Source organism: Psychrobacter immobilis (genome assembly GCF_003148585.1).
GTDB classification, from domain to species: Bacteria; Pseudomonadota; Gammaproteobacteria; order Pseudomonadales; family Moraxellaceae; genus Psychrobacter; species Psychrobacter immobilis.
Genome location: NZ_QGGM01000003.1, coordinates 207,720 through 231,275 on the forward strand (window position 1 = coordinate 207,720; position 23,556 = coordinate 231,275).

The window sequence follows — 23,556 nt, forward strand, 5'->3', positions numbered from 1 at the left end:
GATATTCCTTATTTGTTTAATAATTTGAATAAATCGACATAAAAAAGCCCACCTGTGATAGGTGGGCTTTATGCGTTTGGTTAATGAGATTAGCTGTCTTGGTTTAATTATCGTTTAAGATGACGAAGCGACGACTGCCTTGACGGGTTTTACTAAATTTATCCATCAGCTCAGGATGGGCTTTAGTGACGGCTTTACTGTCTAAGCTCACGCTGTCCTTCGAGCGCTTCCACGAGATTGCGCCTTTGTCAAAGACCGCTACTTCATTATCTTTGATTAAGCTTTGCAGTTGATGTTTGATCTGGTCATGCTGCTTTTGTAGCTCACTCATTGAATCACGGTGATTAAGTAACTTAGTGAATAGCTTATTAGCCCCAGCGTCTTCGCTGAAATCGATTTTACTGGCAGGCTCAGGCTTAGGGTAAAGCTGCTTTAATGCGCGTGCGGCTGACTCTGAGTGATCGGGCGTTGGCGGTGTGTCGGTTTCTACGTATTGCCAGAACAGACGCTCATGCTCCATGATAGACGCAATCAAACGTTCATCGCGCTCAACCTTGTAGATCTTCGCTTCGTGTCCGCAAAGCAATACACAGATATGCGCGGCTTGTTTGCCTGTGACTGCCAGTTGATGTTGTACTTGGCAGGTGACATATAGCGGCACGCCATGCTTCCATAGCTTAGCGCCATGCTCCCCTGCGGTTTTGCATTCCAGTATCTGCACTTCATCGCTACCAGTAATTGCGTAATCCAAGTTCGCTAACATAAAGTGATTATCAGGGTCAGGATGCTGCAAGATGGCATTGACGCGCCTGACTTTATTACCCGTGTGTTCTTGGTAATATTTAGCCACCATTGGCTCTAAAGTGTTGCCCCAATACAGCGGTGAGTACCCTTCGATGCTCTCATCAAGGTTTGATTCCATACGCCCTGTTTTAATCATCCATAGCTCAAGCATCGATAGATAAGGATGAATACCACACGCGGCAGCAGCGTCACTACTACCAATGCCTTGCTTGCGGATCTCAAGCCATTTGTCATGGCTGAGATTTTTGGTGCTGATTAAGCGTTTGGCAGTCGCTTTGACTGTTTTATCCTGTTGAGCCGTGTCGTTGTCAAGATTGGGTTTAGCTGTCTTTGTGTTTACCTGAGCAGCAGGTGTAGCAGGTGTAGCAGGTGTAGCAGGCTTAACGTCTTTGGCTCTAACCGTTAAGCGCTTACGACGTCTCGTTTGAGCGGTGTTATTTAAAGCGATGGTTTCCATGATAGCTTCCTTATAAATAAGTTAGTGAATGTGATCGGTTGAATAATCGGCATAAAAAAACCACGCCCTAAGACGTGGTTATTGTTGGTGTAATAAAATAACTGAGACCGCTAAGCGATTAAAGCTCGCGCATCCTGTAAGCCTTTCTCCTTCAGCTTAGCCCCAGCACCGAACCATGCTGAGTTAAGTCGATTGTCTGTATTCATTGCTCGGCGTTCATGATCGACGTACTCAGTGATACTACAGAGCAAGCCATAAGCAGTGTCTTTAGCAGCATCAATATCAGCTCCGCGTCCTTGACCGTTAAACATCTGCATCACTTTATTCATTGCGCGAGCATTGGGCACAGCGTCTTTCTCTTTCTTAGCGCTATTAAATAAAATGATGTCATTGTCCTGATCGTTAAACACACGGCTTAGATAGTTAGCCGCTTCCGCTTGGGTCACACGGCGCTCAGATAACTGCTTCATCTCATAGATATGCTCATCCCACTGTTTAACCGACACGCCTAATTGCTGTTTGACCTTGTCCGCATCAAAGGAAGTGGAGTGCGGTACTTTCACCACGCCACCACTACCATCAGCGAGGCTTACCGCAAGCGTGTTATTACACACCACACGGATATTGGTAAACTGTGCTGTGGTCGCAAGCGTGCCATCACAAGCGGTTGCCAGCAGTAAGTAGCCATTACTGACATCACCGCCCCTAAGACTGGCTGACTGGCCTGTACGTGCCAATGCCCATAGCTTACGACCACCCTTTAACACACCTGCGGTTTCAAGCTCAAAGTGTGAGTGTTCCGTGAGCTCACGATAAAACTCAAGTATCTCCTCAGGCTGTACTTCCTGATAGCGCTGACTGACCACTGATAATGGATCAAGCGTGTCGGATCGGTACAAGACCTTTTGATCAGCAAACGGCAAAATAAGGTTATGCCCTCGATCGTTCTCAGCCATGTAGCTGACGTCCGACGATTCAATACGCCAATCCATTCCCGCTTCGCGCGCCCAAACCTCTAACGGCTGCTTGGGAGATAGCTCATTCCCTAAGCCGTGCCAAGGGGTTTCGCCAACGTATGCCATGCTTTCTACTAAATGTGCCATGATGATTTTCCTTTAAAATAAGAGTAATAATGAATGAAGGGTTAAATGAATTAAGGGGTAAAAATGTGCTGACAGTTTTGGCAGCAATAGGGCTGATAGCTCAAAGCGTTGCTGTCATTAGAACGTGCCATGTGTATCAGCACCGATAAGACAGTGCCTGCAATGATGCCAACACTGGTATGGATCTTTAATGATCGACACAAGCCAATACTCATGCCAATAATGGCTGTCGTCTCGCTCAGCTCGTGAATAGCATCTGTCATCTCTTGATGACTCACTTGATAAGTGGCTGAGGAATGGCAGTTGGGACAAAAGGTTTTCATAAGGACTCCTTATTTTGCGCATAAAAAAGGCCTGCTAAAAAGCAGACCTTGATGAAGGAATAAGGTACACACAAACAGGCTGTACTCAATCTCATGATAATAGTATATATCTGAGATTATTTTGTTATGGGTGGTAGTCCTCGGCGATTGGATGTACGGTATCTACCTTTTCCAAAAGTGTTCATCCCTAATATTTTCACTTTTAAATGCTGATCGAATTTATCAGGCTTGGTTAAATACAAAGCAGTACAACGTGCATTCGCCACTTCAAGCTCATTGTCGCGGTGAATCATACCAATACCTAGTCTGTCGTATTGCTGATAGCGTCGCTTATTCTTAGGTTCATGGTAGTTATAATAAGCCCCATACCCCTTTGTTATCTGAACCCATTTCTCACCAACTTCCTTAGCGATGTGCCAGTCTTTTTGTCTTTCTGATCCATCATATATTAAAAGCAAATGGCAATGCAGACCACCATTGATCTCACCTTGCTCAAGTGCCCATGCGTAACCTTCTAAATCCTTAAAACAAGCCCTTTGTTTTCTTATCAGCTGACGTAGTTTGTTTATGTGTTCGTTAAATTCCTCAATGGTGATCAGCTGATCGTGGCCTTGAGCGTATTTTAGATCAATACGAACAAATAACAGCCGCGCATAATGATGGGTTAATTTAGTGATGTACTCGTCCAAAGCCTTCTTGTTTTGCCTTTCCTGATATATCAAAACACTCCGCTCACGCTCAACCTCTCTTTTATAGTACATCAATATATCGATCAGCTCACTTACGTTGTTGTGTTCCCAAATCACTTCATCAGGGTATTGATCACCAACAATACGCTGTGCATTACGAAAGAAAATATCAATAGGCTTTAAATAAACAAGCCCTTCATCAGCCTCGTAGTGATACATAAATGATTGATATAGATCGTTCAGTTTATCCATTACCGAATCAATGTCCAAGTCTCGAAAGATAATATTGATTACTAATTGATGAACTTTAGTAAATACTTCTGCTTGGTTGCGGTTGATGTATTTCATGGTATTACTCCTATGTGGTTTGTCTTGCACATAGTAGAGTCATGCCATATTTTTTAATTCTTTCTGCTGGTAATTTGGTTGGCTGATAGGCAGCGTGGTGACGCTGCTATATATAATAATATAAATAACCCATTAGTGTAGCTTATAAATACTGCTGGAATATCGATAGTATATTTGACTACATTCGTATGGAATGCAGTGTATATCGAGGATATTGTGATTGGTGCATTTAGCTGACAACAAGTTTTGAATGATACATCAGAAGTCACACTTACCAACTTTTATGCATACGGGAAACGCGTCAGCACATCTGTAATATATATTACACCAAAGTAAAAATATCGAAGTCAATCTTTAACAAATTATTGGTACTGCGCATTTTACTTGACATACTATTGATACCAAGCCATCTTAGACCAATGAAATCTTGACATAGTAAGTATTTATATGAAAAAATTATTACTATATTATTACTATTAATTTATTTAAATATTATTAGTTTTTTATTTTAAAATTATTTAAACTTTAGTAGAATATTACTTAGATAACCAACTGAAGGATAAAAAATGACTGATAATTTTATCAGAGATTCTGTAGTAAACTCTAATAAGCAGAAAGGTAGGAATCTTAAACTAACTCAAAGGCAGGTTAATATTGCGTTAAATGAATTGACTTTAGATGGATATAACGTGGACCTTCCTAACGATTTAGAGTATCTAAACACTACTTGTAATAGCCTTGAGTTAACAGAAAGTTATAGAGAATCACTTGTTAGTTTTTCTAAATCTAATGTATTGCCTGATGAGTCTATAGCTTGGCTAAAAAATGATCTAACAGCAGCTTTATGGTTCGATCATTACTCGTATAAATATAAGCATAATCTTTCATTTTTCTGGGGAAATTACTCCGCTGACTTTCAAAACAACTTGATTACGTGTTTTGATTTGACAAACATAATTTCATTAGACAGGGATGGGGTTGAATATAATGATTATAGAGTTGAATGGAAAAGAAACTTTATGAACGAAGCTAAAAGCTTGTATAATAAAGTACTGACTACACCGCAAGACCTAGAATGGTTAGATAGAAAAAGTGAGAAACAAATTTTTTGGGCGCATAGCTACTTAAGTAAATATGGATATCTTATCGAGAACCCATTATTCCTAAGTAATGATCTGAGCACTTACTATATACAGATCTGCGCATCTCTAGACGCGCTAGATATTTTTGGTCATAGAAATAATCATCCATATAAGATGAGCCTACATAAAAAAGAAATAATCAGAAAAATGCGTAATGCATGGACTCAAAGAAGATTTCAAGGTAAGAGAGACGCCGAGACTGCTCAAGAGCACTTCTTAACCAGACGCCATATGAATAGGCTTAAAAAATTAGCTAGCGAGTATGGAGTAAGTAGCGCAGAGTATCTTCAGCAACTGATTGATGAAGCTTACAATAGTACTGAATAAAAAATAGTAGTAGTAATATGAAAAGTGAATTTCATGTACACTGATATGTACACTAAATAATACTCAACTTAAAAATTTTAATAAAATCAATATCTTAATATACGTGTATCGTTCCGGCTCCGGGTACCATTACATAGTCCTATACTATCTTATAGAACAGCTAAAGCCCCTGATATCAGGGGCTTTGTTGTATCTGGCGTTCCATACTGTCCTATGAATCTATCCTAATCCATGCACTTTGAGTATACTGTCAAGTATACCGAGTTTTGAGTCTACTCATGGAGATCTAGGATATGGAAAGAAAGGCGATCAGTTCAGACCGAAGTATTAGCAGCCATAAGCCTGAAGATAAGAAGTACTTCGTTGCTGTCAAAAATTATCCTAAACTATTCTTAATGGTACGTCCTACTGAGACTAAGTCATGGATGTATCGATACTACCCGCCTTCAAATCCTAAACAAAGTATTATCTCCAGTCCTGCGGCGCTTATTAAGAGTCAATTAGCTAAGTCTAGCTATGGTCATCGTCCTGCCATCACTAAGCCTAAAGATTTGGCTAAGCTATTGAAGCCTTAGAATGTGATTTGAATACCATAAACTCCCTTAGGCTATTGGCAATGCTCTTCGTGCGTAATGGTGATTTGCGACGTATGAGATGGGACGAGCTTAATCTAGAGGCTGGCAGATGGCTGCTGAAGCCTTTAAAAGGCCAAGGTAAGGTAAGGTAAATATGGTTAAGGATATGGTTGTTCCCCTACCTCGTCAAGCTGTGGCTATATTGCGTGAACAGCAAAAGATTAATGGCCATACTGACTACGTATTTTTTAGCCAGACGGCAAAAAAGCATCAGATCATATCTGACGCTACCGCTAATAAGCGTTTGAAGGATTTAGGCTATAAAGATATACATTGTGCTCATGGCTTTAGAGCGACAGCTAAGACCATACTGCAAGAGCAGCTAAAATACTCTCTTGTACTTGTTGAGATGGCTCTAGGTCATACTACTAAAGACCCTAATGGAACTGCTTACGGTCGGTTTGAGTACATCGACGATCGTAGCGACATGATGCAGAAATGGGCAAACTACTTAGATGCGCTCAGGGAAGGTCATGACACAGCTGAATTTAGAACGGATGCTCAGTCACAAGCTGACTCTACTGCCCAGCTACAAGCGTTGATTGCTGAGCTAGGAGAGGATAAAGTGCTTGAGATGCTTAAAGGGTAAGGGCGAAGCTTGCCTAAAGTTTGAATACTAATAAACATTGAAAGCTATATTATTAACTAAAAAGCCTTTTTCTCTTTAAAATAAAAAGTCATAAAAATTTAGGTGATTAACTCATAAAAATCATTAAGTAATGCTTGTACTATCTCAAGTACCAATAAGGCAGGCTTTTAGGGTCTCTACCATATTTATTAGCGCCGTCAGTTCCAGGAAATAGGAACATAAACATTAATATAATAAGGAATGGAGGGAAAACCATACCCGCTATCAAAAGCCATGCTGGTTTATTTATATCATGTAGTCGTCTAACCAAAATACTAAAACTTGATACGATACATAAGCAAAATATAACTAGCTTAATTAATGTAATAGGCGAGGTATCAGACTCGAATGCAAACTCAAGTGCACCTTCACCAGTCTTAAGTATTATAAATATATTTATAACACTAAATATATACAACCATGCATTAGTTGTTCTTGTTTTAAAATCGATAAATTGAGTGAATAGCGTTCTAAGATAAGATTGTACAATCTTAATAGCAATATCTTTTTTTCCTAGCAAAATTAGGACGATGAATGTCCCTATGAGGAGAATATTAATCATATACTTATCTTTACCTTATAAGTTATAGCTGTTATTGACGACTTAGATATTCAGAAAATAGACAGCTCAATGAGCTTATCAAGTGATCTATCGATACTGCTAAATTTTTAGAGATATTAACAATATAGCAATATTAGTTAACAAAATTATAATAAGCAACATTAAATTCGAAAATAATTTAGCTAATGTTTATTTTCATACAATGCGACAGATTCATACAATGCGATAGAGAAAGGTGTTTTTGACAACCTTGAGTAACATCAGGCATAAAAAAAAGAGAGCATCAGCTCTCTTTCTTTGATACATCATTACTAATGTCCGCTTCGAGGTCTAACTGTTCTCATTCAACCTATTGTCCACCACCTGCTTCTGTAGTGGTCAACTAATTTAGAACAACTGATAAGAGGTTTTGGTTAAAGTATCGCTTCTCTTTTTCTAGCGGTGACAAATAATTATTAAAACGATGCGGTCTCACGATCTGATAATAGCCCCAGATATAATCAGCAATGGCGGTTGATGCCTCAGCGATATTCTCATAACCACCTTTTGGCATCCATTCTGTTTTAAAGCTTCTAAAGAATCGTTCGGTTGGCGCATTATCCCAACAATTTCCGCGACGGCTCATACTTTGTATCATGCCATTACAACTGACCACGGATTCAGCGAATGTCTTACTGGTGTAATGGGTTCCCTGATCAGACTGAAACAGCACTCTAATTGGCTGTAAGCGCGTCTGATATGCCATCTGTAGTGCTTTGGTTGTCAGTATACTGTCAGGCGAATCTGACACGGCAAAGCCCACCACACGCCGAGCATATAAATCTAACACCACTGCTAAATAGCACCAGCCTCCTTTAATACGAATATAGGTGACATCGCCCGTCCAGACTTGATTGGGCGCTGATGGGCTAAAGTTTCTATTTAAGATATTGTTATGATTTTTATGCGCCTCGTCACAGTGCTTATATTTGTGCGTCTTCAATTGACAGCTTTTAAGGCTCATACTCTTCATAAGTTTACCTATCATATAACGGGTCAGCTTGATGTTATGATCATTCATGAGTATGGCGGCAATACTGCGAGCGCCTGCTGAGTGCTTCGAGTTGTTAAATATTTAGCGTATTAAGGCTTTGGTTTTGATAGTGTCAAGGCTAATTAACTTGGGCTTTACTCCGTAGTAGTAACTGCTTTTCATCACCCCAAACAGCTTGCACAGAATGCTTTTATTGACCTGTTTGTCCTGCTCTGCAAGCTTGCTTATTAGCGATAGCCGTTCAGGCTGTCCAAGGCCAGCAGAGCAGAAGCCTTTTTTAATATGTCACGCTCCATGGTCAGTCGCTTAACTTGTTTGCGTAATTCTTGTAGCTCCCGCTGTTCATCCGTTAAAGCGTTGCCGACTTTAGGCGCTTCGCCATTTATTTCTTGGCGATACTGACTTAGCCATTTCTGTAAGGTGGATTTGCCAATGCCCAGTGAGCTTGCCACATCAGGTATGGTGCGGTTGTGTTCAACGACTAAGCTGATTGCTTCAAGTTTGAATTCTCGGGCATATTGATTGCGTTTGTTGGTCATACTATTTTCCTTCTTTGGGTTAGTATAAACCTCCTATACGCTGTCCAAGTTTATTATGCCACTACAATGTTAAGTGGTCTTTAAGTAACAAAATGCTCATAGATATCTGCTCATTCTTGGATGAGTACAAAAGATTTAACCATTATGCAAAGGACGATCCATATATTCGAGATACGATGAAAATAACAGCCCCAGCAATTAAAAGACTTAAAAGCTGGCCTGGGATTCAGGGTTTAAGAAACACTGTGTTAGCTCATGGCTTCCGCGACGATAGCGATCAAGGAAAACCAACGTGTTTAGATAAGAGATACTTTGATGCAGATGTTCCAAAGAATTACGCAGAAATTATGCTTCTATCTGAATACTGTGTTTATGTGATATCTGCATTTATGTGGCGACACAAAAAAGACCATCAACTGGCAATCAGCAAGCAACCTTCCGGAGATTCCAATGTATCTAGAGGTATAGAAACCCTAGAAGATTTCAACAAAGATGTTGAAGAGCTTCAAAGACATATGTTTGATCTTGACCCTACACTGAAAAATGGACTTGGCATTGATTAAGATCAAAAAAATGAGATGGCAAACCCATCTCATTGAATATCAATAAAAAAGCGTAATATCTTGCTGCTACAGTGATTTTTTGTTATTCAGTTAATACAAAGCTTGCCTTGATAATAAAGTTGCAAACAATGACGCTCTCTTACCAGCCAATCATGTCAAAATCATGTCATAAAAAAAGCCAGCCACCTAAGTGACTGACTTTATTTAAAATATTTGGTGGAGATGGCGGGAGTTGAACCCGCGTCCGCCAGCATTACGCTCATGAATCTACATGTTTAGTTTCTGTCTTTAGATTTAATCCGCACCGATCCGACAGTCAGGATGGATTGGACGATTCTCTACTTTTGAACCCAAGCGATTGAGACAATCACTTGTGGCGAGCCTACATGCGGACGCTTCAACTTAGTTGACCAACTGTAGGTGATCAGCAACTAAGTAAACAGGTTTAAACCTTGTAAACAGGGTTTAAGCTGCTAGAGCGTAATTTTCGTCGTTTGCGACTATAACAATATATGTTTGATTAACGAGAGGACATATACTCTCGACATGCATCATTGAGTTTCATTACCAGCGTCGAAGCCAGAACATCCCCAATAAGGTCATCTATTATATAGGATTTGTACGTCGACTTTCAACCTATATAATATCTATATTACATTATGTTACAGCTGAACTCTCTAAGCCAGTACTTTATTGAGCCATTTACCGATATTTTGAATCTGCGGCATGCAAACTTGATGTGCCATCGGATAAGTATGATAAGCAATATTATAGCCTTTAGCGGATAATAACTGCTGCGCCTGCTCGCCCAAAATTACAGGAACAACTGGATCATACGTACCATGCTCAATCAATATTGGCATGTCTTTATTAGCAGCGCTATAGCTAATATTATCATTAGTCGCTAGATAAGTAGAGAGTGTCATCAAGCCAGCTAAACGCTGCGGGTAGCCAAGTGCCACATGATATGCCACTGCCCCACCTTGCGAAAATCCTGCGATTACAATGTGTTCAGGCTTAACACCACGCTCTATCTCACGGCTGATCAAATCACGGATTTGCTGCGCAGACTCTTCAATCTGAGCGACATCGACTTTACGCTCTAGGCTCATCTCTAAGATGTCGTACCATGCTGGCATGACCATACCACCATTCACCGTCACTGGGCGCTTTGGTGCATGAGGGAAAATAAAACGCACTGCCATATCATCCGCTAAACCGAGCTGTGGTACCACTGGCTCAAAATCATGACCACTCGCGCCCAAACCATGCAGCCAAATAACGGCTCTGTCTATCTTTTTTTGCGTTGGATTATGCTCAACGATGACCGCATCTAAATAGTCACTCATATTTTTAAATTCCTTTAAATAAAAATGGTAGGTACATCAAACTTATTTTTAGTAAAACTGACATTCGCACTGTATTTCAATATTTTTTATAATAATACAGATTATTTTACAGCCTTTCACCAAAACCGCTAGTCAAAAAAGTCTTCGCTAATAATGCTAATTTCCATCAACTTTTCACATCTTTTAAGGCCTGATAGCAAAAGCGAGTGCGACTTTTGTGCTACGATAAATTCGTCAACTTAGATAGCACTCTAGCTACTACTGTATGATGCCCTACACTCATTTTTCAATGTTCGTATCTCATTAGATATTAATAACCCCTTTATCTTAAATAGTTTTTCTTTACATAGCGATATAGAGCTTATGACCCATATTTTACTGGTAGAAGACGATCCTGCTATCGCGATGTCACTGAAAGTCACTTGCAAGCGTGAAGGCTGGCAAATCACTTGGCTTGATAACGCCAGTAGCGTGTTGCCTTTTCTGCGCAATTTACATAATAGTGCTGAAGCGCAAGATCTATCGGCAATTATTTTGGATGTTGGGCTGCCAGATGGTGATGGTCTCAGTCTCTGTCAACAAATACGCCACACCCCTGATATTGCTGGCTTAAAGGACATTCCTATCATCTTCTTGACGGCTCGTAGCGATGAGGTCGATCGTATTTTGGGTTTAGAAATGGGCGGCGATGACTATTGTGCCAAGCCATTTAGCCCGCGCGAGTTGGTTGCTCGCCTAAAAGCCATTTGGCGACGTGAGCAATTATTGTCTCAGTCCTCCACCTCCCCTACAACAGAAGCCAGCGATACAGTCAACCCTGCCTCTCCAAATAATATGTCGGGGCAAGCCTTAACCTTTGAATGTCAGTCTGGCATCTGGCACTACCAACCGCTTAGTTATTCGCTACTGTGGCAAGAGCAGAAGCTTGAGCTGAGTAACACCGAACGCAAAATCTTATTAACCTTGTTAAAAGCCCCTAATCAAGTCTTTAGCCGTGAGCAACTGCTGAGCGCTGTGAGCGACTATCCCGATCATCGCTTGGCGAGAACCATAGATAGTCATATCAAGTCCATTCGTAAGCAGCTGGCGACTGTCGATGCCAGCATCGATGTCATTCATACCCATCGCGGCTTGGGTTACGCCTTGTGTCCCGCCTAGCTGCACTGCCTATAGCCATATTTTGATTAAAACCGATATTCTATAACGTCAAATAATATACCTGAAAATATGAATCATAAAACCAACGATAGTGCTAATAGCCATCCTAATACTCATATTAATAAGGCTGATAACAGCGCGCATGCCAGCCAAAGTAATTGGTATGCAAAACTGCATCCTATCGGCACCGCGCAGCAAACGACTAAACCAAAACGACTGATGAATTTAAGTATATTTTTTAGGATTTGGCTCGCGTTGGCGTTAGTGCTGATTATCTGCGGTGTGGTCGTATTTACTCAGCTGTTTGGTTATGTCAAACCGACGGCGCAGCAAGTCATCGAAGATACGTTGTTAGATACCAGCAAATTGCTAGCGGCAAGTTTGCAGATGCCATTATCTTCAGGACAGCTATACGATGAGCAGTATCAAACTAAACTCGATGCGGCATTTATCGGTGCGCCCACGATAAGTAAAACAACAGATCCAGAATATAAAAATAAAAGCCCTAGCAGCTTTCGGATATATATCACCGATGATAAAGGCGTTGTCATATACGACTCACTACCCGAACCTGACAATGATGAAGGACAAGATTACAGCCGCTGGAATGATGTCTATCTAACGTTAAATGGTCAGTATGGCGCGAGAAGTACAACGCTAGATCATAATCAGCGAGATGGTACGGTGATGTATGTGGCACAGCCGATAAAGGATGAAACTGGCAACTTGATTGGTATCATCAGCGTTGGCAAACCTGTCGCTAGCGTGTTGCCTTATTTGGACGATACGCGCAATCGCATGCTTATCACAGCACTGCTCATGAGTATTGCTGCCCTTATATTAGCAGGACTGGTCGCATGGTGGCTCAAGCAAAGCATCAGCCTTGTGACCCAATATACCAGTGCACTGGCAGAAGACACCAAAAAGCCCTATTTTTACTTAGGTCATGAACTTAATAGCCTAACGGATACCATTGAGTCTATGAAACATCGATTGGAAAATCGCGCCTATGTTACTGACTATGTTCATACCCTGACCCATGAGCTCAAAAGTCCGTTAACCGCCATTCGTGCCAGTAGTGAGTTGCTAGAAGACGACGGGCTCGATAAAGAAGATCAACAGATGCTCATCCAGTCCATTGGTGAACAAAGTATCAAAATGCAGCAATTAATTGATCGGCTGCTATTACTTGCCAAAGTTGAGCAACCGACTTTTAAGCTGAATCGGCAGCTGACCCCTCTACTACCGTTGTTGCAAACCCTTGCAAAAGACAACAGCGCTAAATTGCAACAGCAGCACCTAGCGCCTATCGACATCTATCTTGATGATAAACGAGTGACTGAAACAGCGACTTTATCACCAAATGCCTTGGCAAATACCAGCGTTTTCGCTGACCAGTTTTGGTTGGTACAAGTGCTGCAAAATGTATTGGACAATGCCATTCATTTTGCCGATAGCACAGTCGTTATTTATCTGCACAGCATCGAGCAACATGGTTCAGCGCAAACTGTGACTATTGATATCTTTAATAATGGTAAATTGCTCCCTGAGTATGCCGTTGATAAAGCGTTTGACCGTTATTTTAGCTTATCGCATCAGAGTCAAGCTGCTGAAAAAACCTCAGAGCATCTATCAGACTTTTCAGCAGAGAGTCACTCAACATCCGATACTACGCAAACACCGCCTAGCTTGTCTAGCAACACCCTTAAAAAAGGCACTGGCCTTGGTTTAACCCTTGTGAAGCAAGTTATTGAGCATCATGGCGGTCAGGTAACTATTAATAACGTCCATGATGATAACGATAAAATTGGTACTGATAAGAATCAACGTTCTGGTGTCATGGTTAGCTTAACCCTACCATTGGCTTAAAAATAAGCATCTATGCCAGTTCATGAATTTTCCATCATTCCTACACAGGTTTTCTATCTGCTTGTTTTACGATAGCGTTATTCAAATTCGTAACCCCTATTAAGGATAGAAAGACCATGAAAGACGCTATTGAAAAAAATCAAATTATAAAAAACTGTTTAGGCGGTAGTCGCCATTTTTGTCTACAAGCGCTGTCAGGTGAAGGGATTGATAGTATCGCTTTTGGGCATTGGTTAGCCATTCCCAGTCAACAACTGCTATTGGTATTTCGCCACCAGCAATGTGTGGCTATTGACCACTATCAAGTAGCGGCTTAAAAATTCATTCAATTTACTGATGAAGTCTTATCAACTAAGTTGCTGGCTTGTTAATTATTTATAAAAAATCAGTCAAAAAAACCCTCTATCATATCTAGTTAGATATGATAGAGGGTTTATAATTTTGCGGCAAACAATTTAAGTAATAGATGCTACTGGCGGCTTAACATCTGCATTTTGGCCGCGATGACGCAAATAGTGATCGAGCAAGACAATGGCCAGCATGGCTTCTGCGATAGGCGTGGCACGTACCCCTACACAAGGGTCATGACGACCTTTAGTTAGCATATCAACCGACTCGCCTTGAGTATTGATACTCTTGCCAGCCGTGGTAATGCTAGAGGTTGGCTTAAGCGCGATACTGACACGGATGTCTTGCCCTGACGAGATGCCGCCCAAAATACCACCAGCATGATTGGCAGTAAAACCGTCTGGTGTCAGCTCATCACGAGAGCTATGACCGAACTGTCCTGCCACTGCCATGCCGTCGCCGACCTCAACGCCTTTAACAGCATTGATGCTCATCATCGCATGGGCAATATCTGCATCCAAACGATCAAATACTGGCTCGCCAAGTCCGACTGGCACACCGCTAGCGATAATCTCAAGACGGGCACCGCAGCTAGTGCCTTCACGGCGTAAACTGTCTATCAAGGTCTCAAAACGACTGACAGCATCGGCATCGGCGCAAAAAAACGGATTGCTGTTCACAAAGTCCCAATCAATTTGGCTTGGGTTTAGGACATTACTGTACTCATTGCCAATTTGGGTGACGTGACCACGGACTTGCACACCTAAGCGCTCTTGTAGATATTTCTTAGCGATAGCACCTGCCGCCACGCGCATCGCAGTCTCGCGCGCTGAGGAACGCCCGCCGCCACGATAATCACGAAAGCCATATTTCATGCTATAGGTATAGTCGGCATGACCGGGGCGAAACGTGTCTTTAATCTCGCCATAGTCTTTGGATTTTTGATTGGTATTACGAATCAGCAGGCCAATAGACGTACCAGTCGTCTTACCCTCAAACACACCAGAGATAATCTCAACTTCATCGGACTCGCGGCGCTGGGTAGAGTATTTAGACGTGCCCGGTTTGCGGCGATCTAAATCGATTTGCAAATCATCTGCAGATAAGGCCAAACCCGGTGGCACGCCATCGACGATTGCCATAAGACCTGCACCATGCGACTCGCCGCACGTGGTGACTGTAAAAACCTGTCCAATGCTATTGCCTGCCATATTTATCCTTAAACAAATGAAGTAGATTTTTAAGTATCACGTAAATCTCGATGGTTTTATTACTCAACAGTTCTAGTACTCGATAGCTCTATTAAATGCTATCTAACAGTTGTACATAAGCAGCAAACAGCTCACGATGTGCCATGAGCTCATCATAGGTAATCGCAAAGACACCGTGACCACCGTGGGCAAATTTCAACCAATCAAACTGGATTTCAGGATAGGCTTGCTTTAATGCCCATTCGCTATCGCCCACTTCGCAGACAAGCAAGCCTTCAGGGCTCAGATAATCTGGCGCTTCAAACAAAATACGATGCACCAAATCCAGCCCATCTTGACCCGCGGCTAGCGCATGCTCTGGCTCATATAAAAATTCAGGTGGCAGCTCTGCCATAATAGCCGCATCAACATACGGCGGATTGGTGACGATCAACTCATACTGGTGTTCAGCAGGAATCTTAGCAAACAGATCGGACTCAATCACATTAACCTGATGCCCAAGATCATGATGATCGACGTTAACCATAGCTACTTCAAGCGCACTTTTATCGATATCAACAGCATCAACCAGCGCATCAACGAAACGCGTCGCAAGCGCAATAGCAATACAACCAGAACCAGTGCATAAATCTAAAATACGCTCAGGCTGCGACAGCTGCTTGACCTCTAAACCGTGATCATAAAATACAGCAGCCTGCTCGTTGATGCTCTTACCAAGTGGTTTGGCAAGCTCATTGACATCAAAATATGGATGGAACTGCTGACGAATCAATTCTGCGATAGGCGATCTTGGAATTAGCACCCGCTCATCGACATAAAATGGCAAATCACAGAAGTATGATAAATTAATCAAATAGCTTAATGGTTTACGCTCAGCGATACGCTCTTCTAACAAACTCAGTACCAACTGCTTCTCTGAGGTGGTCAAGCGACAATCGAGAATCTGCTCATTGGCTGACCAGTCTAAAGCCAGAGAATGCAAAACAATGGCGGATGCTTCAGCAAACTCATCGGTGGTGCCTTGTGCAACGACCACATCATAATTACGAAGCTGGGTGACCGAAAAGCGAATAAAATCACGAATACTGACCAGTTGCTCGCGGGCCTCTTCTAATTCTGCAGGCAAATTGGCAAATTGATCGTCTTCACCCAGAATCCCACTCTCTAAATCAAACACCATTTCACTCTCTAGACCATCGTCATTGAAGTATTGATTTTGAAATTCTTCTGCGCTCATTGTTTGGTCTTCTGACATATCGCACCTTGCTGATTACATGTTCACTGACTACATGCGGATGGGTTAAAACGCCTTTTATTAAAAGCCGATCTATTAAATAAAAATTTATTCACCATTATAGACATAAACGCTAAGTTGCGCCAATTTTTGCAGTTTTATATTCATAAAAATGGTTCTAAAAACAATGTGAATAATGAAGATTGTAAGTAAGAATAGCGCATCATTTTATGCATACCCTCGCTCAGTTATTGCCCAACTGTAGTGAATACGTCAACGGTTGACGTTTGGCAAGACTTTAATGAAAAAAGATGTGTCAAAAGTTTGCGAAGCATTCAAATTATGCGCATAATAGCCCCATTAGTTATAACCATAAGTATCCCAATATGATGAAAATGAAGCCTCTTATTACCGCTATATCAATTGCTATCGTTACTGCCAGTGTCAGCGCCGTTGCCGCACCTGCTGATAATACGCGTACCTTGCCAGTACGAACCGCTGACTCAATGCCTAGCATTGCCAAAAAAGTTAGCCTTGATGTACAAGAGAATCGCAGTAGCTCAATCGATGGTCGTGCTCCTGTCGTAACCACGCCTGCCTTAAAGCCTAATGCTCCTGACCGTATGACTCAGCTGATTGACGAAAAGCAGGAAGGCGATGTAGAGACAGCGCAACAAGCAGTCAGTGCTGATAATATGACGGTAGAAGAGCTGGCTCGTAAGGATGTGCAGTCTGATAGCACTGACGATATTAGTGAAGGTCAAGCCGTCGCTGCCCCTACCGCAGCCATATCTGATGCTAGCTCAGCAGATACTTCTATCAAAAGCATCGAAGATGTTAATGGTAAAAAACATACTACGCTGAATTTGTCGAATTACGCCAAACAAGTAAACGGTGCCACATGGACACCGAATATGAAAGTTAACTCGGCAATGACGATCAAAATGCAGGCACTGCTTGATTGGAACCATGCTTCTCCTGGCGCCATCGATGGCGGCTGGGGCATGAACAGTAAAAAAGCGCTGATCAACTTTCAAACCATGAAAGGTCTGCCAGCCACAGGTAAAATGGATCAAAAAACGTGGGATGCGTTAAATAAAAATATCCCAGCGAATAAACCAGTGCTCGTGACTTACACCATCACTGAAGATGATATTAAGACCAACTTTGCTAGCATACCTGCAGGTTCAGAAGCCAAGTCAAAAATGAAAGGCTTATACTATCAAGACATTAAAGAGATGTTTGGTGAGCGCTTCCATATGGATGTGCGTTATTTAGATAAGCTGAACAAAAATAAGCAATATAAAGCGGGCGAAACCATCACTGTTTTAAATACCCGTGCACCACTTAAGCAGCGCATTAACCGTGTGGTTGCCAATAAAGCCGATAAGACATTATATGCTTATAACGGCGATAAGCTGGTGGCTACTTACCCAACGACAATCGGTAGCGATGCCACACCATCGCCACAAGGTTCGTTTAAAATCATTAACAAGGTGAAAATGCCTTGGTATAAAGCAACCGTCGGTAAAGGCGCAGACAAACAAATACATATGCTACCACCAGGACCAAATAGCCCTGTTGGCGTCGTATGGATGGGCTTGTCTAAACCTTCATATGGTATTCATGGTTCACCAAAGCCTGAAGGCATCAGTCGCCAAGCCTCTGCAGGTTGTGTGCGTTTGACTAACTGGGATGTGTTAGAGGTTTATGCCAATATCGAAAATGGCGCGACCGTTGAGCTTAAATAAATTTGGCTTAACTAATAAGTCATAAACGATGAATAAAAAAAAGACCTTGTTATCAAGGTCTTTTTTTATGGCTGATAATCGGATTTATTCATTTAAATTGACAACATTATTCGCTTTTATGCTTTATAGCCTTCTTCATTACCAGTGATGCTACCAACTTTTTTGGTAAAAAACATGCCTGCAGGGATAGACACCAAAACGCCTAGTGCTACTGCTATTTGAATATGAGGTATTTCATTAAAACCTGTGACTAAAGCGCCAATCATAAAAACGCCAATGGTAACGGTTGCTGCGATTGAATAGATAACAGAGAATAATGGCCAGTTCATAACTTATTCCTCATTTTTATTGTGGATATAGTACCTTTATACACTAAACCCACAAAGAAAGTAAGTATTTCCTATAAACCTGCGAGCCAGCTATAGTAGGTGACTAAGCATAAAAACCCTGTTAGAGTTAAGGTTTTTATTGTTATTAGTTAATGATGCATAATTTTACTATTTTAAGTATTACTACTTAATGACACTGCGCTCTATTTAGTCGTAAAAAAACCATACGTTGTCCTGTTTTTATCATTACAATAATGTCTTTCTTTTACTTTTTAAGAAAGCCATCTGCCATGACCTCATCTGAAAACAAACTCTCTAATGATTCTTCAGTTATAAAAGATGCCTCAAGCACAGCCAATTATCTAGACAAAAAAGCGGCGCTAACTGACGCAGATGGTAGCTCTGTACTAGATAGCACTGTCGAACATACTGAGCCTTCAAAAAGCTCAGAGACTCGTGATGACAATGACTGTGGCGAGGATATGGCGTGTGCACAGCTGCCTGAAACAACGATATCGATAAAGTCCATTGGTGCTGACGAGGTAGTAGCAACGTTAGAAACCGCCAAGCCCAACAATGAGTCTGAAATAACTAAACTTGAAATCACTGGGCTTGAGACGCCACTATCCAATGAATCGTTAAAATCGACAACAGCGCCCAATCATAAAAATCTAGAAAATGCATCAGCAGAAGATGCTCAAGCAGAAGAAGATAGCGCTTCCGAGCAAACTTCTCAAAAAGATGCTGACGCTGAGATAACGGTAGAGGCAGAGGGTATTGCCCCCGCTGATACACAGAGCACTTATCCTATCTCTGATAACCCTCAGCAAGAAAGCAAAGCAAATAGTGACAACACAAAACCGTCCTCAATTGCTAAACAGCCAGACACGCCTAAAAATCATGACGCTATCGTAAAAAATACTGTGAAAGATAAAGTCGATAATCAGGAAGAACTAGAAGACGAGATTAAAGAAAAAAAAGAAGCTAAATTGGAGTCTTATAAGCAATTTGTTGCCGAACAATTTAGCAATCAAAAGGTAGACTATCCAGAAGTACGGGTCAGAATCGAGGCCAACGCTCTGCCTAGCAAAATGTATTTCATTATGAATATACTTTCTGCCATCATCGCCAGTTATGGGTTAGTGACCAATTCAGCTGCCGTCGTCATTGGCGCCATGTTGGTTGCCATGATGTTAGGTCCCATTACTGGCATAGCGTTAGCGATTATTGATCATCGTATGCCATTACTACGTAAATCACTGATTACGGTTATTGTCGGCGTATCATTGGTGGTATTGGTTGGTTTTATCGTCGGCTGGTTACACAAAGATCAGCCACTGACCGCAGAGATATTATCGCGCACTCAGCCAACCTCGATGGATTTAATGATTGCTCTAGCGGGTGGTACTGCTGGTGCTTATGCGATGGTTTCACCGCACCTATCAGTGGCAGTGGTCGGCGTGGCGGTAGCCACTGCGTTGGTGCCACCTCTTGCCGCGAGTGGGATATTATTTGCCAATGGCGAGACGCAGCTTGGACTTGGGGCACTGCTACTGGCGCTAACCAATATTATTGCTATCCAGTTTACCAATGCTTTAGTACTTTGGTTATTAGGCTTTCGCCGTTTGGTCGATGACGATTATAAATCAAGCACCTATTTGACCTTTTTACGCCGTAATGCGGTGACGTTATTATTGTTGGGTGGATTGGGGACATATTTGACCATCAACCTACAGACCAACGCCAAGCAGCAGGTTTTTGAGAGTAGCGTCAAAGAAGCCATCAATAGCTACTTTATCGATAAAGGTAACGTATTGACCAATACTCAGTTTGATACTTCAGAAGAAAATAAGATCGTACGTGCGGTCATTCGTGGAGAGACGACGCCTACCTCATACGATGTACGGCAAATCGAAACCGTTATTACTCAAGATATGGCAGAGAATTTCCCTGAATATCTACCCATTAAGCTACAGCTACGCTACTTGCCAGTACAAGTCATTGAGTCCAATCCATTGATACAAGATAAACTGGACGAGACTGATGCGGCGATTTTGACCAATTAGCTTTTTTGACCAACTGGCTTTGATGCGCTACAAATCCATCGAGCATCTACATGCGCAGAATAACCTAGCCGTTGTAACTCTTGTACCAAGAGCTTGGGCGTTTGTGCTAAAATCGTTTGCAAAATTATTTTACTCAATTCTATTCGCCAGTAAGGAGCCGCTGTGAGCCAGCCATTTCGCTCAGCCGATATTCGTCAAGCTTTTATCGATTTTTTCATAAGCAAGCAGCACACCCCCGTCGCCTCATCGAGTTTGATTCCACACAATGACCCGACATTGCTATTTACCAATGCTGGTATGAATCAATTTAAAGAAACGTTTTTGGGTATGGAGCCACGTGATTATACCCGTGCGGTGACGTCGCAAAAGTGCGTACGTGCTGGCGGCAAGCATAATGATTTGGATAATGTCGGTTATACGGCGCGCCATCATACGTTCTTTGAAATGCTAGGCAACTTCTCGTTTGGCGATTATTTTAAGCAAGCCGGTATTGGCTATATTTGGGAGTTTTTGACCTCAGATGAATGGCTAGCAATCGATAAAAACCGCTTGTATGTGACCATTTATGAGACTGACGACGAAGCCTTTGATATTTGGCATAAAGACATCGGTATTCCTAGCGAGCGCATTATCCGTATTGGCGATAATAAAGGTGCGCCTTACGCCTCAGACAACTTTTGGACGATGGGCGATACCGGTCCTTGTGGTCCTTGTACCGAAGTCTTTTATGACCATGGTGCTGATATCGAAGGCGGTCTACCGGGCACACCTGAAGAAGATGGCGACCGTTATATCGAGATTTGGAACTGCGTCTTTATGCAGTTTAATCGTCAAAAAGACGGCTCTATGCTAACGCTACCAGCGCCAAGCGTAGATACTGGCATGGGACTTGAGCGTATCAGCGCCATCATGCAAGGCGTCCATGGCAACTACGAGATAGATTTGTTTGTACATTTGATGGATGCGGCGGCTGAGATTTTAGAGATTGAAAACCAGCAACAATCGTCATTAAAAGTCATCGCTGACCATATTCGCGCCGTTTCATTTTTGATTGCTGATGGCGTTACTCCAAGCAACGAAGGTCGTGGTTATGTACTGCGCCGTATCATTCGTCGTGCGGTACGTCATGGCAATAAACTTGGTGCTGACAGTGAGTTTTTCTATAAAATGGTCGAGCCCTTGGTTGCTGAAATGGGTACGGCGTATCCTGAGCTAAAAGATAAGCAAAGCATCATTGAAAATGCCATTCAAAAAGAAGAAGCACAGTTTGCCAAAACTTTGGCACAAGGCTTACGTTTACTTGCCAGCGAACTGGAAGGTCTAAAAGATGGCGACACGCTATCTGGGGAAGCCGCATTTAAACTGTACGATACTTATGGTTTCCCAATCGATTTGACTGCGGATATCACTCGTGAGCGCGGTATTGTGATTGATGAAGCTGAGTTCGACGAGCATATGCAAGCGCAACGTGAGCGTGCTCGTGATGCTGGCAAATTTGACGTTGATTATAGCAGTGTCATTCAAGTAGAAAACCCAACGACCTTTATCGGTTATGAGCAGCTTGCAGAAGATGGCGTGACGATTGATGCGCTGTATCAAGATGGCAATCCAGCAGCCAGCTTAGCCGAGGGCATGGAAGGCGTCGTGGTACTTGACCGTACACCGTTTTATGCTGAAGGTGGTGGTCAAGTTGGTGAGCTTGGCGAAATCCGCACCGCGACTGGCGTTTTTGAAGTGCAAGATACCAAAAAATCTGGTCAAGCCATCATCCATTATGGTGTCGTGACCATGGGTGACATTAATACCAAACAGACCGCTGATGCGCAAGTCTTGTCCAGCATCCGTGCGGCTAGTGCCAAAAACCACTCTGCCACGCATCTATTGCATGCCGCATTAAGAGAAGTATTGGGCGACGCGGTCACGCAAAAAGGCTCGCTAGTATCAAGCGAAGTCTTACGTTTTGATTTCTCGTATGACAAGCCCGTCAGCACTGCTGAAATTACGCGTATCGAACGTTTAGTCAATGAGCAAATTCAAGCCAACACCCCCGCTCGCATCGAGAATATGTCTATCGACGAAGCGATGAAACAAGGCGCGATGGCATTGTTTGGCGAAAAATATGGCAGTGACGTTCGCGTCTTAACCATGGGCACTGACAGTATCGTCGATGGTCAGCGCAAGCCCTTCTCTATTGAGCTTTGTGGTGGTTTGCACGTTAAACGTACTGGTGATATTGGTGTGCTAAAAATTACCAGCGAATCAGGTATTGCTGCTGGCATCCGCCGTATTGAAGCGGTCACTGGCATGAATGCGATTAAAAACATTCAGCAAAGTGAGCAGCAGCTGAGCGAGCTTGCCAGTCAACTAAAAGTGAAACGTCCTGAAGTGGCACAGCGCGTACGTACCATGGCGGATAAGCAGCGCGAACTTGAGAAACAACTGGAGCGCTTAGAGCAAAAAATCGCTAGCGCCCAAGCAGCCAGTTTACTCGATGAAGTACAGACCATCGCAGGCACGCCCGTGCTTATCAGTACCTTAAGCGGTATCGACGGCAAATCTATCCGCACCCTGATGGACGATATTAAATCTAAACTTCCTGATAGCGTGATTGTATTGATTGGTGATAAAGACGAACAGTTAGCCCTAGCTGCAAGCGTAGCAAAGTCTGTGACTGCGAAAGTAAAAGCTGGTGATATCATTCGTCATTTGGCAAGTGAGCTGGGCGGTAAAGGTGGTGGTAAGCCAGATTACGCCCAAGGCGGCGCGCCAAAGTCTGCCAACAGTACCGCGGTTATCAATGCCCTACCTGCTTGGATTGAAACTCAGCTTAGCTAGTCCTGAAAAAGACATGAATACAGCGCATCACTTGGGTCTACTACGCATAAGATACGCGATTGGTTATAACGGTTATAACCAATCGCCATGTATCTAAGCGCTACGGGCACTTAACGTTGTGACGTAGATATGATATAAAGGTCAACGTTTATATGCATCGTGCGTGCATTACCTAGTCAGCACTACTGAATACATAAACGAAAAGCATGGGCGCAATTCTTATAATACGGCTTTATCTATACAAGCATTGATT

Annotated in this window: 21 protein-coding genes and 1 other RNA gene; 10 read left to right on the forward strand and 12 right to left on the reverse strand. The window is 42.3% G+C overall.

Going from position 1 to position 23,556, the window contains the following annotated elements:
• Window positions 1-103: 103 nt before the first annotated feature.
• The 4 genes from C8D84_RS04270 to C8D84_RS04285 all read right to left on the reverse strand — a co-directional run bounded on the left by C8D84_RS04270 (window position 104) and on the right by C8D84_RS04285 (window position 3,724).
• The gene (locus C8D84_RS04270; protein ID WP_228244456.1) at window positions 104-1,261 is read right to left on the reverse strand and encodes a YqaJ viral recombinase family nuclease; all 1,158 of its coding nucleotides are present in this window, start codon (window positions 1,259-1,261) and stop codon (window positions 104-106) included.
• Between the two features lie 110 nt (window positions 1,262-1,371).
• Window positions 1,372-2,364 (reverse strand): DUF932 domain-containing protein, encoded by a 993-nt coding sequence (locus C8D84_RS04275; RefSeq protein ID WP_109590322.1) that lies wholly within the window; start codon window positions 2,362-2,364, stop codon window positions 1,372-1,374.
• Window positions 2,365-2,414: 50 nt separating this feature from the next.
• A complete protein-coding gene (locus C8D84_RS04280; protein ID WP_109590325.1) occupies window positions 2,415-2,687 on the reverse strand; it encodes a hypothetical protein in 273 nt (90 codons plus the stop codon).
• A 116-nt stretch (window positions 2,688-2,803) separates the two neighbouring features.
• Complete coding sequence (locus C8D84_RS04285; RefSeq protein ID WP_109590327.1) at window positions 2,804-3,724, reverse strand: YagK/YfjJ domain-containing protein; 921 nt, start codon at window positions 3,722-3,724, stop codon at window positions 2,804-2,806.
• Window positions 3,725-4,290: 566 nt separating this feature from the next.
• Between C8D84_RS04285 and C8D84_RS04290 the strand changes: the two genes are divergently transcribed.
• From C8D84_RS04290 to C8D84_RS13840, 3 genes are all read left to right on the forward strand, one after another.
• Window positions 4,291-5,193: a hypothetical protein gene (locus C8D84_RS04290; protein WP_109590329.1), complete on the forward strand. Its 903-nt coding sequence runs from the start codon at window positions 4,291-4,293 to the stop codon at window positions 5,191-5,193.
• 293 nt (window positions 5,194-5,486) lie between these two features.
• Window positions 5,487-5,768, forward strand: a complete 282-nt coding sequence (locus tag C8D84_RS13835) for an Arm DNA-binding domain-containing protein (protein WP_228244457.1) — start codon at window positions 5,487-5,489, stop codon at window positions 5,766-5,768.
• Between the two features lie 154 nt (window positions 5,769-5,922).
• Window positions 5,923-6,417: a tyrosine-type recombinase/integrase gene (locus C8D84_RS13840; protein WP_227697633.1), complete on the forward strand. Its 495-nt coding sequence runs from the start codon at window positions 5,923-5,925 to the stop codon at window positions 6,415-6,417.
• 139 nt (window positions 6,418-6,556) lie between these two features.
• Here the strand turns inward: C8D84_RS13840 and C8D84_RS04300 are convergent, their stop codons facing one another.
• From C8D84_RS04300 to C8D84_RS04310, 3 genes are all read right to left on the reverse strand, one after another.
• A complete protein-coding gene (locus C8D84_RS04300) occupies window positions 6,557-7,018 on the reverse strand; it encodes a DUF805 domain-containing protein (RefSeq protein ID WP_109590331.1) in 462 nt (153 codons plus the stop codon).
• 382 nt (window positions 7,019-7,400) lie between these two features.
• A complete protein-coding gene (locus tag C8D84_RS04305) occupies window positions 7,401-8,132 on the reverse strand; it encodes an IS3 family transposase (protein ID WP_109590333.1) in 732 nt (243 codons plus the stop codon).
• Between the two features lie 146 nt (window positions 8,133-8,278).
• Entirely contained in the window at window positions 8,279-8,590 is a 312-nt protein-coding gene (locus C8D84_RS04310; protein ID WP_109590335.1) for a transposase, read from the reverse strand.
• Window positions 8,591-8,766: 176 nt separating this feature from the next.
• On the opposite strand from C8D84_RS04310, the gene C8D84_RS04315 reads away from it, so the two are divergent.
• Window positions 8,767-9,153 carry a hypothetical protein gene (locus tag C8D84_RS04315; protein WP_146192882.1) on the forward strand — a complete coding sequence of 129 codons (387 nt, stop codon included), beginning with the start codon at window positions 8,767-8,769 and terminating at the stop codon, window positions 9,151-9,153.
• Between the two features lie 214 nt (window positions 9,154-9,367).
• Here C8D84_RS04315 and ssrA read toward each other — a convergent pair.
• Together ssrA and C8D84_RS04325 are read right to left on the reverse strand one after the other, a co-directional pair.
• Window positions 9,368-9,745, reverse strand: a transfer-messenger RNA (tmRNA) gene (gene ssrA / locus C8D84_RS04320).
• 85 nt (window positions 9,746-9,830) lie between these two features.
• Window positions 9,831-10,502: an alpha/beta hydrolase gene (locus tag C8D84_RS04325; RefSeq protein WP_109590339.1), complete on the reverse strand. Its 672-nt coding sequence runs from the start codon at window positions 10,500-10,502 to the stop codon at window positions 9,831-9,833.
• Between the two features lie 363 nt (window positions 10,503-10,865).
• On the opposite strand from C8D84_RS04325, the gene C8D84_RS04330 reads away from it, so the two are divergent.
• The 3 genes from C8D84_RS04330 (at window position 10,866) to C8D84_RS04340 (ending at window position 13,846) form a co-directional block, all read left to right on the forward strand.
• A complete protein-coding gene (locus tag C8D84_RS04330) occupies window positions 10,866-11,660 on the forward strand; it encodes a response regulator (RefSeq protein WP_109590341.1) in 795 nt (264 codons plus the stop codon).
• A 69-nt stretch (window positions 11,661-11,729) separates the two neighbouring features.
• Window positions 11,730-13,529 (forward strand): two-component system sensor histidine kinase CreC, encoded by a 1,800-nt coding sequence (creC, locus tag C8D84_RS04335; RefSeq protein ID WP_109590343.1) that lies wholly within the window; start codon window positions 11,730-11,732, stop codon window positions 13,527-13,529.
• A gap of 116 nt (window positions 13,530-13,645) precedes the next feature.
• Window positions 13,646-13,846 carry a hypothetical protein gene (locus tag C8D84_RS04340; RefSeq protein WP_109590345.1) on the forward strand — a complete coding sequence of 67 codons (201 nt, stop codon included), beginning with the start codon at window positions 13,646-13,648 and terminating at the stop codon, window positions 13,844-13,846.
• A 138-nt stretch (window positions 13,847-13,984) separates the two neighbouring features.
• Here C8D84_RS04340 and aroC read toward each other — a convergent pair whose 3' ends face one another.
• Window positions 13,985-15,088 carry a chorismate synthase gene (aroC, locus tag C8D84_RS04345; protein ID WP_109590347.1) on the reverse strand — a complete coding sequence of 368 codons (1,104 nt, stop codon included), beginning with the start codon at window positions 15,086-15,088 and terminating at the stop codon, window positions 13,985-13,987.
• Between the two features lie 91 nt (window positions 15,089-15,179).
• Window positions 15,180-16,343, reverse strand: coding sequence for a 50S ribosomal protein L3 N(5)-glutamine methyltransferase (gene prmB, locus C8D84_RS04350; protein ID WP_109590349.1), 1,164 nt, complete (start codon window positions 16,341-16,343; stop codon window positions 15,180-15,182).
• A 290-nt stretch (window positions 16,344-16,633) separates the two neighbouring features.
• Between prmB and C8D84_RS04355 the strand changes: the two genes are divergently transcribed.
• On the forward strand, window positions 16,634-18,073 hold the full coding sequence (locus tag C8D84_RS04355) for a L,D-transpeptidase family protein (protein ID WP_109590351.1): 1,440 nt from the start codon (window positions 16,634-16,636) through the stop codon (window positions 18,071-18,073).
• A 116-nt stretch (window positions 18,074-18,189) separates the two neighbouring features.
• Here the strand turns inward: C8D84_RS04355 and C8D84_RS04360 are convergent, their stop codons facing one another.
• Window positions 18,190-18,402: a hypothetical protein gene (locus C8D84_RS04360; RefSeq protein ID WP_087814154.1), complete on the reverse strand. Its 213-nt coding sequence runs from the start codon at window positions 18,400-18,402 to the stop codon at window positions 18,190-18,192.
• A 290-nt stretch (window positions 18,403-18,692) separates the two neighbouring features.
• Between C8D84_RS04360 and C8D84_RS04365 the strand changes: the two genes are divergently transcribed.
• Together C8D84_RS04365 and alaS are read left to right on the forward strand one after the other, a co-directional pair.
• The gene (locus C8D84_RS04365) at window positions 18,693-20,468 is read left to right on the forward strand and encodes a DUF389 domain-containing protein (RefSeq protein ID WP_109590353.1); all 1,776 of its coding nucleotides are present in this window, start codon (window positions 18,693-18,695) and stop codon (window positions 20,466-20,468) included.
• A gap of 162 nt (window positions 20,469-20,630) precedes the next feature.
• Entirely contained in the window at window positions 20,631-23,303 is a 2,673-nt protein-coding gene (gene alaS, locus C8D84_RS04370; protein ID WP_109590355.1) for an alanine--tRNA ligase, read from the forward strand.
• Window positions 23,304-23,556 lie beyond the last annotated feature (253 nt).